Raw genomic sequence first — 13,319 nt, 5'->3', positions numbered from 1 at the left:
AGGACATTAGGATGAATCTGTCATTCAGCACTCCGAAGAAACCTGACCTAAAGGCAAGGCTTGCTCTGAGAAATGGCAAGTGGAAGGCGGCTCTTCCGTTCTTCACGGAACAGGCAAATGTCAACGAGCAAAACTACGCGCAATGGAACCTGCTGGGCGACATACAGTATCGTGCCGGCGACATGGTCGCAGCTTTGGAGTCGTGGCAGAAAGCAATGAACGGCTATGCCCAGGAGAGTTTGCATGAAAACGTTCTGGGCATCGGCCGGAAGATAGCGAAGAGATGTCCGGAGGAAACGGGCGTTCATCGCGACATCTCCGAAGCACTACTGGGACTGGAATACTTCGCCGACGCAATCTCCTCGTTCAGGTCATTCGTGAAACTTGCGAAGCACTCATCAATTTCTGAGAAGAAAAGCTGGTTCAGAAAGATAATGCAGTGCGAAATTCGACAGCCGCACCTGCATGAGGAATTGTTGCACATCTATGAGGAATGCGGACTAGAAGATATCGAATTACAGCGGGATATTCAGGCTTATGTCAGAAGAATGCAGGAAAGCATTGATACGGCAACAACAGCAGACGAGGCCGAAGTATTTGAAACGCCGATTGAAAAGCAATCAGAGGTCTATGAGCCGGCAGCAGACGGCCTGATGTCTATTGAATCGGACTGGACAAGCAATGACTTCTCCATTCTTAAGCAGGATTCCAACGGATATCAGCCCATGCAGTCCCATCCTGTCGAGGACCACTCACAACCTGCGTTCGAATCGATTGAAGTTCAGCAGGAAGATGATCTGCCGATTGGACAAGGAAAGGACCATTATGACTTAGGGGTGGTGTATTCAGAAATGAAGCTTTGGGACGCGGCAATAACAGAATTTCAGACCGCACGACGCGACCGAAGCTTGCGCAGCAGGGCCACAATTGAACTGGCAAACTGCTTGAAGAATTCGAATGATCCCCACCGCGCACTGCGAGTTCTAGAGGAAGAGTCCAACTCGAACGGGAACGAAGCCGAGGCGCAAAGTGAGCTATTCTATCACATGGGATTGCTCAATGAAGTACTTGGAAACGGGTCAGCCGCGAAGCAATGCTTTGAAAAGGTCGCACCCGACTCGGCACACGCAGCCGATGCAGCGCTGAGGATGTCACGCACATCGGTGCAGAGCAATTAGGGAAAAGGGCAAGGGCAAATGGAACTCAAGGGCCTGCTGGAATTACTGTTTACAAAGAAGGCGTCTGACCTCCACCTGAGAGTTGGAAGTGTGCCTGTGCTCAGGATTGACGGTAATCTTTTCGGTACGAGACCGGAACCAGTCGCTGAGCGGGAGATGAGCGCACTCTTGAACGAGTGTCTGACCTCAGGACAGCTCGAAAGATTCTTGCACGACAAGGAACTTGATATGGCGCTTACTGTCCCCGGGCATGGCCGAGTGCGTGTCAACGCCTATTTTCAAAAGGGGACGCCTGCACTCGCATTTCGCGCAATCAAGACGGTAATTCCCGGTTTTAAAGAACTTGGCCTGCCGACCGCGATTGAAAAGATGTGCTCAAACAAGCGTGGCATCATCCTCCTGACCGGTGCCACCGGATCCGGCAAGTCTACAACGATGGCGTCGATGATAGAACATATCAATCAGACGCGAAGTGTAAACATTCTGACCATCGAAGATCCAATAGAGTACGTATTCTCAAACAAGAAGTCTCTGATAGCCCAACGCGAAGTCTTGATCGATACGGAGTCATTTCTGGCCGCGTTGACACATGCCTTGCGTGAGGACCCGGACATCATCATGGTCGGTGAGATCCGCGACCAGATGACAATGAAGATCGCTCTGCAGGCAGCGGAAACGGGGCACCTTGTACTGACGTCGTTGCACACGCTGAATGCGGTAGAGGCTGTCAACCGTATCATCTCCTTCTTTCCATTGAATGAGCAAACTCAAATTCGTACAATGCTTGCAGGTTCATTGCAAGCTGTGATTTCGCAAAGACTAGTGAGCAGGAAGGACAGCAGAGGTCGTGTGCCGCTTTGTGAAATTCTTGTCAATACGGCCGCTGTTCGTGAATGTCTCACGGTACCGGAAAAAATGCACCTGGTGCACGGCCTGATTGAAGATGACCAGGGAACGCACGGAATGCAGTCATTCGATCAGTCCATTCTTAGCCTGTATAAACAGGGCATCATATCGTTTGAAACTGCGATAGAGAATGCGAACAATCCCAATGACCTTGAAATGGCCGTACGCGGCATCAAGTCGTCCGGATCGCGGCTGGCGGAGGTACAATGAGAACTTCTGCGCAGCCCTCTTTACTTGACATCGTCGGACAAAAGAGCAATGGCAATTACACCGGAGCGTTGACCGTATATGACGGACAGTCCGCCATTCAGCTCTGGTTTGTTCGCGGAAACCTGGCGCATGCCACAAGCAGCACCGGCGAAACCGGCTGGAAGGCGCTGGAAGGGTCATGCGGAAGCATAAGTGAAATTGTTGAAGAGTCCGAAGGTACATTGCCGCCTGAAAGGTCCATTCGAGTTGACACCGGGAAGCTTCTGAAAGCGGTGCGTTCGGTTGTCGGAAGCAGGAGCATCCAGAGGATGTATGTTCCTGTGCCATTACACTCAAGATTGCAGGCGAAGTTTGCCGCGCTCAGGAAGAAGAGTTCCGGATTGCGCAGCTACGAAACCGGACTTAGTGCTCATGATCCGCGTCAAACGCCTGACATTAGCATGTCAGAGGGCACACGAGACCGGATTGTTGTGGAGAGAGATCCGATGGGGTCGACATACATCCATAAGCTGGGAGTGCAGCAGCTTATCGTGCGTGGCGACGAGAATATAACAACGGCCGAACTCATGTGGGCAGGGAATGAACTTTGGAAGGAACTGTTGACTGAAGCGCAGGGAAGAACTGAGAATGAGTAAGAGCCAGCAATTTGACGAGACACTTGCAGCAAGACTCCTGGAAACGGAAATTGTCACAGAGGCTGATTTGGGAGTTGTCCGCGAGTTGCAGAGCAGCACGGCGATTGGGCTTGCAGAAGCGCTTGTTCAGCTTGAGTTGCTCAGTGATCGGGAAATGGAAAGAATTATCCATTCAGTCAACGAATTGCGAACAGTTAAACTTGAACAGATACAGATTGATCCGAATGCGGTGCGGCATGTTCCCAAGCGTGTGGCACTTGCGAATCGATGCCTGCCTGTGAGACGAACGGGCAACACGCTGGTAGTTGCCTATGGCGGAGGAGATTTTGAGGCAGTCAGAGAAGCGCTTCGCGCGGTAACTGATTTTGATATTGTCGTGCTTGCGGCTGAGCAGTCGGCCCTTGAGCACGCGCAGTTCATTCACTATGGAGATTCGACCGACATCTCGACGGTCAATGCAGGAACCGCCATGCCCGCCGTTCCATTCCAGCCGGCGTGGGGGATTCCAATGGCGTGGCGCTTGACTTTTGACACTTTGATTGAGCATGACGGAATCGTAAAAGGCCGTGAGATTGCCAAACAAATCGCGTCCAGGCAATCCGAATGCAGCAAATCACCGATTCTATTTGTCGGACCAAAAGGTTGCGGTAAATCGCATATTCTCAAGGCGGTGAGAAACTACGTCTCCTCCAATGAACCGACGACCAGGGGGCTTTATTGTACCGGGGCTCAGTTTGCGGAGAGTTTGGCAAGTCATTACATAGCGGGTACCGTCGAGGCATTTCGGTTTGACCTTCGCGACCGGGATCTCGTCCTGATCGACGATGTCGCAGATTTGTACAGCTCCAGCTTGTGTGAGCGCGAGCTTGAGAATCTCATTAATGTAATGCTGAAAAAGGGTGGCGTTGTCGCACTTACCATGACCGATGAAGCCTACATTGCCGGACCAAGTTCCGTGTCACTCAAGGAGCTGTTTGGCAATGGAACGGAGGTCATACTTGGAAAGCCCTCCCGAGACAGTCTGAAGAAAATGGTCTTGAACGCCTCGCAGGGAAAGAACTGTTCAGCAGCTATCGAAATTATTGACAGACTCAATGATGATGACGTATGCATAAGTGCAGTACGCAACTTCGTCCTTGAGATTAAGTAGTTCGCATCATTCACGAAGGCAATAGCATGAGTTGCAAGGTCTTGATGATAGATGATGATGCCAGATACCTTGACTTGCTCGCAATGATGTTAGAAGATCACGGATTTGAGGTCAAGTCTTGTACCAAGCCTGATCAGTTCATTACTGCACTCAATGAGTTCAAGCCCGATGCTTTGGTTATCGATATTCTAATCGGGAGCATCAGTGGAATTGATCTTGCGGGTTCAATTCGGCTTGATCACATGTACGCAGACATTCCGATTGTATTCATGAGCGCTTGGACCGGTGTTGGACACCACAGGCTTCCAAGCAACAGCAATAAGCTTTATAAGCCTTTTACAGTTCGTGAACTGACCGATTCAATTGAAACGTTGTTGGTGAAGAGTGGAAAGCTTCGCGTCGAAAAGTATGATGACTGATCAAAAAGATAAAGATACATTCTCGCTTTGCGAGGGACTTGCTCGCTGGGCACCTGACATTATCTACGTGGTGGACAAGTCAGGCAGTATCCGTGAAGGAAATGACAAGTTCTGGACGGAGAGCGGTTTGTCAAGGGACTCTGCCGGGCCTGCTGCATTGCTTGGCTTGATGAGTGAAGAGTACAGGCAAGCCGCCTTGCGCACGTGGGCTGCGATAACCCAGTTCCGGAAGCCGATGCGCTCGACGATTCGATTCAAAACCAAGCGTGGTGACTTAAAGGTGTTCGACGTCAATGAAGCACCACTGCAGGATGACGGTGACCGCGGGCTTATCATTGGAATCGGGCGCGATGTTTCGGAAGAGTTCGCCATTGAAGAGAAGCTCTGGAGTTCCATAGATGCACGTGAGTCGGCTCTTGAATATTCCGTAAGAGCGTCGCTGGGGCTTGTCAAGGGCTATGTGTATTCGCTGCACAAGCTCGATGACATGCCCGCGGAAAAGCGCAGCCGTTTTGTCAGAATCATCGCCGATGAAGTGGACGCAATGAGTCGGGGAATTGAGAATTTGCTCTACGGACGAGGTAACGGAGAGATTCGGGCTGAACAGGAACTTTTTGATCCTTGGGACGCGATTATTGAAGGGATGCACGGCTTGCAGTCAGAAGCGGTCCGCAGGAGCGTAAAGCTATCGCTTCAAAGGCCCGATTCAGAGTTGAGCTTCTACGGTCAGCCTCTTGCGGTGACTCGTATTGTTGAGAACCTGATTGAGTTTTGTATGCTGAGGGTAACTCATGCAGGTGAGATCAAATTAAGCCTCAGCGATTCGCTAGAATACATCGAAGTCGTTATTGAGGACTCGGGTCCGGCAATAACTCCTGAGCAAGCGGAATGGCTATTGAGCGCAAATCGCGTGCTCAATACCGAAGAGACAGTTAGCTCAGGCAGCAAATTCGATTTGGAAGTCGCACGACTTCTGGCAAATTCCATGGGCGGAGGAATAACTGCGGAGCCGCTGGACGAGCGCGGCCTGCGTTTTACGGTTATGTTTCCGCGCAGTAGTATTGTGTTTGGACGAGACAATGCCGCCGAAGCGGCGGTTTCAATCTAGCAAACTGTTACCGTTAAGAATAGGGCAAGCCATGGCGAAGAGAAACAAGATTGGAATCGGTATTGATGTGGGCAGCAAGCGCATGCGCCTGGCTGTACTCAAGAGTGTCGGTGACAGTGTGGCATTGGACAAGTTAGCCTGCGTGGATCTTCCGCAAGATGCAATCGTAGACGGCGCTCTGATGGACAACATCGTTGTCACGGAAGCTCTCAGCCACCTGGTAAAGGACAACGGCCTAAAAGGCAAAGATGTTGCACTCGCGATTGGCGGCCGTCAATTGATGATCAAGAAGATTACCACTGACGACATGTCGGACCAGGAGCTTCGCGGTGCGATTGAGTACGAAGCAGACGCCAACTTGCCGTTCAGCATTAGCCAAGTATCGCTGGATTACGCGCGTCTGCAGCAGGACGTGGACAGCGGGCGAATGGATGTGTTGCTTGTTGCCGCTAAGAATGAAGTCGTGTTTGACGCCGTGGAGCCGATGTTCTGGGCCGGTATGAAGCCCAAACTGGTTGAGGCCGCGCCTTTTGCCATACAGGCGGCCTTGACCGAAGCCGGATACTTGGATGAGGAGGGCGTCATCGGCGTTCTTCACATCGGCTTTCAGAGCACGGAGGTGATGCTGTATGACATGTCACAGTTCGAAACGAGTCGCAGTGTTCCTATTGGCGGCAAAACTTATGTAGAAGGATTGATCCGCCGTTGCGGGTTCGGTTTCGACAAGGCGTTAAGTCTGCTGTCAAAGCACTCTCTGAACGAGGAAGAGCAAGAAGCTCTCGATGCCGTTGCGCGATCCGTAAGCGAGCGATTGGCGGAACAGATTGAGCGAGGCCTGCCCGAGTATCTGGGAGTACTTGCCGAGAAGCCAATATCCAAGCTCTTGCTCTGCGGCGGAGGCGCTGAGCTTCCGTTCCTTCAACCGGCAATGAGACGAAGGTTTGGTCTCGAGGTAGATGTCGTCAACCCATTCCGTCGAATGGTTGAGAGTGACAAGGGCAGCGAAGCTCCATCCGACGGATCAGGTGCGGGATATGCATGTGCAGTAGGATTAGCCCTTCGGTCTATGGGAGGCAATCATCCCGGATTCAACTTGATCAACCGAGAGGACCGACCGGAAAGCAAGAGGGCGAACTACTTAGGCGCTAAAGCTGTTGTTCCAATCATGGGAGTGTCGGCCGTTCTGCTTGGCATGACCATTGTGCATCTGAGTCAACAAAACAGGATATCGGCACTCGAGGCAAAGCTCGAGGCTATTCGTTCGGAAACTGATTTGTACCGCGATAAGATTGCGGTCGTCGAGGATTTAACTGTGAAGCGCGCGGACGTGTCCGAGCGAATTGACGTTATTCGTGAGCTCGATCGGAACAGATTCGCCAGAGTCGAAGTGCTTGAGATGCTGGCAAGGCGTTTACCTTCGCTGACGTGGCTTACGGAGGTCAAGGAATCACCTACTCCGGGTGGAGCGGGAATTCATATCTCCGGAGTCACCAGTTCGAACACAAAAGTAGCTGAGTTCATGACCGCTCTGCTGCAGGAGTCGCGTGTGAAAGGTGTTGACCTGCTCGTTACGCAGATCAACAAAATTGCAGAGACAGAGGTCACGGATTTCACTCTGCAAGTGACGCTGCCTGAAATTGAAATGCAGACAGTAAAGCCCAAGAAGGAGAATCTCTTGAAGAAAGGCGCTGAGGCGGTGAAAGAGAAGAACAAGGCTTTGGACGAAGCCAAGCGGGAAAGCGGAAAAAAATAAATTGTATATAGATATGACGGGAGGTTCCATGCGGAGCATCATCATTACGGGCGTTATCCTGTTTGCAGGCTTGTTTGCCGTGTCTTGCGACAAAGACATTGACGAAGACAACAGTTCGGCAAAGATTTCAGGGTATGTCTATTTGTCACACGCGGATCCGACGGGAGTCCGTGGCGTTCGGGTTATTGTCGAGGCTGATCCGGAGGCAGAGAATCCGTATCTTGGGCCGGACAGATGGTTTGAGACGGACGAAAACGGCTACTTTGAAGCCTACATTTTTCTGGGTTCAGACCCTGAGAGCGGAGAATTTCTCTATGTCGGCGACGCTTTTGTGCAGTATTTCTACGACGACAGATCCTACGGCGGTTCCGGCGGAATCACCCTTTCGCCGGGTTCCCATTTCCTGATGCCGCCGCTTTATCTGAACTAAAGGACTACATAAATGTCTATCAACCTCCGAAGCCCGAGCACGCAGAAACTGCTGATTGTAGTTTTTCTGCTATTCGGCGCTGTGTATGCCTACTCAAATTTTGTGTACACACCGCGGAAGGACCTTGCTGCACGGCTCGAGAAGAGCATTGCCGAAGAGCAAGAGATGCTGACGAAAGGAAAGCGCGTTGCAGCGAATTTCCAGACTGTGCAGGAAGACTATGCACGGCTTATGGAAAGCTGGGAAGTCGCGATCGAGCTGCTGCCAACACAGCAGGAAATGGATGCGCTTCTCAAGAGCATTTCAGAAGAAGGCAGCAAGCGAAATGTAAACTTCCTCCTGTTCCGGCCGTTGGATCCCGTGGAGCAACCCTATTACTGGGAGTACCCGATTCAAATCAAGACGCTTTCACAGTACCACAACTTAGGCAGATTCATTTCCAGTATTGCCGGCTTGGAGCGAATTGTGAATGTGCGCAATCTAAAGTTGAATGCGTATCGACCGAGTAAAGGGAGAAGTCCGAACACCGTGGAGGCCGAGTTCATGGCGACAATTTACGTCTTCAAGGAACTAGGCTCACCCGTGCAAGTTACGCCGAAGGAAGACGATAAGAAGGGCAAGCGCAAGAAGAACGTCGAGGAGGACGCATGATGAGAACGGGCATTCTTACGTTAGTAATGACCTTTTGCGTCACGGTTGCGATTGCAGAGGAGGCGGACAATCCAGTTAAGCGGAAAAAGCTCGCTCCGAGCGAGCCGCGGCCGGCACAGCAAGAGGATTTTCTTCCCAGAGAAGGCGAGACCCTGACTACTGCAACGGAAGGATTGGACTCGCTGGGTGTCCTGCCTACTGAAGTTGAGACACGAAGCAATGGTGGTACCCGAAGGGTAAAACTTGAAACGACCATATTCAAGCGGCATGAGCCAGTATATTATCTGGCGACGGACCTCCGTGATCCGTTTCGTGCGCTTGTGAATGATGAGAAGAAGGAAGGCGAGGTTAAGACGGACCTGCTTCGGCTCGAAGATGCGATCCTTACCGGTGTAGTGTGGTCCGACGGGAAGTACCTGGCAATGGTTCGTGACAAGGACGGGAAGAGTTTCTTCCTTCGAGAAGGCGACAGTGTATACAGCGGCAAAGTTCTGTATGTAGGACAAACCGAAGCTGTCTTCGAAGTAACTGAATTCGGTGATTACGCGAGAATTACCCTGAAGGTTCAAGGATCATAGGTCCGGCAGTATTCCGGCATAAAATTCGAAAGGTGCAATGATGCAGCGCATTTGGATCATACTCATTCTGATGTCGATGACGGCAAGCTCACCGTTGTTGGCTCAAAGTACAAGGGACGCGGGATACGAACGGCGAATATCCATGAATGTCGAGCAGGCGGATATCAGAACCGTACTGCGCTCGATTGCAGAATTCTCAGGCACAAATATTGTCGCCGGCTCTGAAGTAACAGGTCCCGTGACGGTTCTCCTGAACAACGTGCCTTGGCGCGAGGCTCTCGACAACGTCCTTCGCATCAACGACTTTGTGGCCGTGGAGGAGAAAGGTGTTATTCGAGTCACGACTCATAAAGACATCGCCAGCGCAGAGAAGTTGGAAGCGCTTCAGACGAACATCTACAAAGTGAAGTATGCTCGAGCAGAGACCCTGAAGAAGACTCTGTCAAAGCTGCTTAGTGAACGAGGGAAAATGGAGTCGGACACCCGCGCAAACACGCTTATTGTCACGGATATCCCCAATGTCATTTCGTCCATGGATATGTTGGTAGAGAACCTTGATCAACCGACCTCGCAGGTCCTGGTGGAGGCGAAGATAGTACAGGTTGACGCTTCACGCAGCAGAGAGCTTGGTGTAGCCTGGGGGGTGGGAAATCTCAATAATCCGCTATCTAACACGCAAGCAGGCGCAAGCGTCGATCTTGGAGTAGTTAATCCCACTGGTTCGTTTACATTTGGAAAATTGCATAACGGAGTGGACATCAACGCCACTTTAAGTGCGCTTGAGGAGGACAATGCAGCGGAAGTGCTTTCGCAGCCGTCCGTACTCATAAACGACAATGAGTCCGCTCAGATCACATCGGGCAAGAGAATTCCGATTAACAGAATTGACGAGTCCGGCAATATCGTCACGGAATTTTACGATGTGGCCGTGAAGTTAAACGTCACACCGCATATCAACCCTGACAACGAAGTCCTGATGACGCTGAATCCGGAAGTAGCCGATTTGTCCGGCGAAGCGACTGTTGCGGGCGGAATCATCATCCTGACCTCAGAAGTCAAGACCACATTGCTGGTCAAGGATGGCGAGACTGTTGTCATCGGCGGTGTAATTCGTTCCAAGGAAGGCAAGCTGAACCGGAGGGTGCCGCTGTTGCACGCGATTCCATTGTTTGGACGCCTGTTCGACTATGAGGTCGAGACCTCTGACAAGTCGGAAATCTTGGTTTTTGTGACACCAAGGGTTATCCCGGCTGAGATGGCCAAGAATTAGTATAGATAAACAGGTGTAGGAGGACATCGCATTCCCCTGCACGCAATCATGCACGGATTGCATGGCGGCAAGTCGCAATAAGAGGACTTGCCGCTTGTTTTTTATTAATTTAAGTACTTGATTTGTGATGGCCCATGATGTGCTGAAAGTTAGTGTAAACATTGACTTTATTGCATGGTATCGTTAGTTTAGAAGATTGAAACTGTCGTGAGCTTTCAGCTCGTTCTCCCATTGGGGCAGCTCTGGGGGATGGTTTGGTGTCTGCCCGCAAAACGGAGTGAATGGATGAAGCTGAGGAACGTGGGATTGGCTATTTGGGTTTTGGGTCTGTGTACAATCGCTGCCGCAGGTTCCGGCGAGCGTTGGTACGGAGTCGATTATTTGAACGGCAGAGCACTGGTAGTGCTGTCTGATGCCGGAGAAGAAATGGAGCCGGTAATTGGCGGGGATGGAATCGTTAGTGTCGGTTCCGAACAGTTGGACGCGGTTTTCAGAGAATTTGAGTGCACGTCCATGTCCCGGTTGATACCGGATGCAATCCTTGACAAGGTGCCAACAGCTTCGCCTGACGCATACAGGACGTACTTGCTGAAGTTCAGAACTGAGTACCCCGTGTTGGCGTTCCTGGACGCGTTACTGGCTACTCCTTACGTTAAGTACGCTGAGCCTGACGTCTTGCAAAGGCTATTTAGAATACCGAATGATGATCGTTGGAACAGCCAATATGACAAGTCGTTAATGGGCGCGCCAGCTGTATGGGATTTGACGACCGGAAGCCCCGAAATCATCTGTTCGGGCTTGGACACCGGTGTGGATTGGAGGCATCCCGATTTGCGTGATATACTCTGGGTCAACCCCGGTGAAGACCTTGACGGCGATCAGGAGCCTTTTACAGAGTCTGATTACCCAGGGGACATCGATGACCTGAACGGTGCCGATGATGATGGCAACGGCTATGCGGATGATTTCCTTGGCTGGGACTTCATTTCAGGCATCGGAGGCTGTGCCGGTGGTGAAGATTGTGATACACAGCAGGACAATGATATGTACGGACTTGAGTCGCATGGTACCCATGTCGGAGGAATCATGGTCGCTCAGGGGAATAATGAGATTGGTATTGCCGGCTTCTCCTGGGTAGGCAAATTGATGGCCCTGCGCTGCGGATATCTGGCCAGCGACGGTCAAGGTTACATGCCGCAATCCGCCACCGTCCCGGGAACATATTACTCTATTGCCAACGGTGCTGATATCATCAACATGTCCTACGGTGGACCAGGATTTTCGAATATTGCTTCATCGGCAACTGTAGCGGCCTGGCAAGCAGGATTGCTTCTGTTTGGTGCTTCAGGGAATGACAACGTCAGTGGGATTCACTACCCGGCGGGATACAATGATGTCATTGCAGTTAACGCAACCAATTCCAATGACCAGAAGGCCGGCTTTTCAAATTATGGCGCCTGGACGGACATTTCGGCGCCGGGCGTGGGCATTATGAGCACCGTGCGGGAAGGCGGATACCAGGCGTGGGATGGGACGTCCATGGCTTCGCCCAATGCAGCCGGTGCGGCGGCATTGTTGTGGGCGCTGTTCCCTGACTTCACGAATTCTTCGCTTCGCGATTTGATCTATGTGTCTGCAACAAATATCGATGCGATCAATCCAAACTATATAGGGTTGCTCGGCGCCGGGCGAGTGGACGTTGAGACAGCAGCCTCAATGCTTCTTCCCAGCCTGTCCGTCACCTCGAGCTCACTCCTTGACAATTCCGGCGACAGCGACGGTCGACTGGAAACAGGTGAGAGCGGTACTCTTACAATGGTTATTGCCGCGGATCCAAACTGGGCAACGGCAACAAATATTCAACTTAATGTGACTTCCAGCGATCCGTCAGTAACTGTGTCAAACGGATCTCAATCAATCGCCATGCTGGCTCCCGGACAGGCGCAAAGCGTTGAAGTGACCCTCACAGCCGGGACGATCCCGGACGCATTCTGGCTTACGTTGGATGTTGCAATCACAACAGCCGAAGGATTTGATCGTACAGTCAATTACACAATGCGTGTGGGACGGGGAAGGGTCCTCGTGGTTGACGATGACGGTTCGGCCAACTTCCAGAGATTCATGTTCGATGAGCTTGACGAGATGGGAGCCGTTCCCGATATGTGGTCGAGTTCGCTTGACGGCAGTGTTCCTGGCAGTGAACTTGTGCATTATCCCGCAGTGTTTTGGGTATGCGGCAATGAGACTGCCAACACACTTTCGCAAGACGAAAGGAATGCGTTGGCAAACTATTTGAACGGCGGCGGAAAACTGCTTATCAGCGGACAAGGTATTCGTAACGATATTTCCGGTGAGTCCTTTTTTGCAGATTATTTGCATGCCGCTTCTGACGGTGATGCCGCAGGCGATCGTGTGGTTCGCGGCGCAACCGGCAACACGACATTTGGCGATCTTAATCTACTTCTTCAAGGCGGCAGCTGTGCCAACAACGGACAGATTGGACCCGATAAGATTCTGCCAGTGAATGGAAGTATTGCCGCCTTTGAATACACGAATGTCGGCGGAGTCGGTGCGGTGATGTATGACGGCGCTCACAAGGTCTTGTATTTCGCATTTTCTCTTGAGGCCGCGTGCGGTCTGGCAGGAACGAGTCACTACTCCGTTGTGTTGCAGCGCACGCTTGACTGGTGGGGAGTCTCGCTTGACGCTGAGGAGTTTGTGCCAGCCAGCATCCCTGCTTCATTCACTTTGATTGGGAATTACCCCAATCCATTCAATCCTACAAGCGACGTCCGGTTTGAGGTCTCTTCGTCTACGAACGTCGAATTGAGTGTTTATGATATTCAGGGGCGGCTTGTTCAGACGCTTGTTAACGGCGTCGTTCAACCGGGCATGCATTCAGTGCAATTTAACGGCGAAGGGCTTTCCACTGGCGTGTACTTCGCACGTCTGGCCGGAAATGACAAAGTGCAAACCGTCAAAATGGTGCTGCTGAAATAGACTAATCTTGGTTCTCTCCCGGGAATCAGCT

General features: G+C 51.5%; 12 protein-coding genes. All 12 read left to right on the top strand.

The genetic code is table 11. From position 1 onward, the window contains the following. The first annotated feature begins 11 nt into the window (after positions 1-11). The 12 genes from HUU59_03085 to HUU59_03030 all read left to right on the top strand — a co-directional run bounded on the left by HUU59_03085 (position 12) and on the right by HUU59_03030 (position 13,288). Positions 12-1,178, top strand: coding sequence for a hypothetical protein (locus tag HUU59_03085; GenBank protein ID NUO18413.1), 1,167 nt, complete (start codon positions 12-14; stop codon positions 1,176-1,178). Between the two features lie 18 nt (positions 1,179-1,196). Next, positions 1,197-2,294: a PilT/PilU family type 4a pilus ATPase gene (locus HUU59_03080; GenBank protein ID NUO18412.1), complete on the top strand. Its 1,098-nt coding sequence runs from the start codon at positions 1,197-1,199 to the stop codon at positions 2,292-2,294. Continuing rightward, complete coding sequence (locus tag HUU59_03075) at positions 2,291-2,929, top strand: DUF4388 domain-containing protein (GenBank protein ID NUO18411.1); 639 nt, start codon at positions 2,291-2,293, stop codon at positions 2,927-2,929. Before HUU59_03080 ends, HUU59_03075 begins: the two co-directional genes overlap by 4 nt. Beyond that, positions 2,922-4,079, top strand: coding sequence for a hypothetical protein (locus HUU59_03070; GenBank protein ID NUO18410.1), 1,158 nt, complete (start codon positions 2,922-2,924; stop codon positions 4,077-4,079). Before HUU59_03075 ends, HUU59_03070 begins: the two co-directional genes overlap by 8 nt. Before the next feature lie 26 nt (positions 4,080-4,105). Next, positions 4,106-4,498, top strand: a complete 393-nt coding sequence (locus tag HUU59_03065; protein NUO18409.1) for a response regulator — start codon at positions 4,106-4,108, stop codon at positions 4,496-4,498. Beyond that, positions 4,491-5,606 carry a PAS domain-containing sensor histidine kinase gene (locus HUU59_03060; GenBank protein NUO18408.1) on the top strand — a complete coding sequence of 372 codons (1,116 nt, stop codon included), beginning with the start codon at positions 4,491-4,493 and terminating at the stop codon, positions 5,604-5,606. The genes HUU59_03065 and HUU59_03060 overlap by 8 nt, the downstream gene beginning before the upstream one ends. 31 nt (positions 5,607-5,637) lie before the next feature. Next, the gene (gene pilM / locus HUU59_03055; protein ID NUO18407.1) at positions 5,638-7,359 is read left to right on the top strand and encodes a type IV pilus assembly protein PilM; all 1,722 of its coding nucleotides are present in this window, start codon (positions 5,638-5,640) and stop codon (positions 7,357-7,359) included. 28 nt (positions 7,360-7,387) lie between these two features. Beyond that, a complete protein-coding gene (locus HUU59_03050) occupies positions 7,388-7,789 on the top strand; it encodes a hypothetical protein (protein NUO18406.1) in 402 nt (133 codons plus the stop codon). Between the two features lie 12 nt (positions 7,790-7,801). Then, the gene (gene pilO / locus HUU59_03045; GenBank protein ID NUO18405.1) at positions 7,802-8,440 is read left to right on the top strand and encodes a type 4a pilus biogenesis protein PilO; all 639 of its coding nucleotides are present in this window, start codon (positions 7,802-7,804) and stop codon (positions 8,438-8,440) included. Continuing rightward, positions 8,440-9,018 carry a hypothetical protein gene (locus HUU59_03040; protein ID NUO18404.1) on the top strand — a complete coding sequence of 193 codons (579 nt, stop codon included), beginning with the start codon at positions 8,440-8,442 and terminating at the stop codon, positions 9,016-9,018. The genes pilO and HUU59_03040 overlap by 1 nt, the downstream gene beginning before the upstream one ends. Before the next feature lie 40 nt (positions 9,019-9,058). Next, positions 9,059-10,288 (top strand): type IV pilus secretin PilQ, encoded by a 1,230-nt coding sequence (pilQ, locus tag HUU59_03035; protein ID NUO18403.1) that lies wholly within the window; start codon positions 9,059-9,061, stop codon positions 10,286-10,288. A gap of 285 nt (positions 10,289-10,573) precedes the next feature. Beyond that, entirely contained in the window at positions 10,574-13,288 is a 2,715-nt protein-coding gene (locus HUU59_03030; GenBank protein NUO18402.1) for a S8 family serine peptidase, read from the top strand. The last annotated feature ends 31 nt before the right edge of the window (positions 13,289-13,319 follow it).

The organism is bacterium (assembly GCA_013360195.1).
Lineage (GTDB): Bacteria > Electryoneota > RPQS01 > RPQS01 > RPQS01 > JABWCQ01.
Note: the sequence above shows the minus strand (reverse complement) of the source record. Positions and strands in the feature narration are given on the sequence as shown.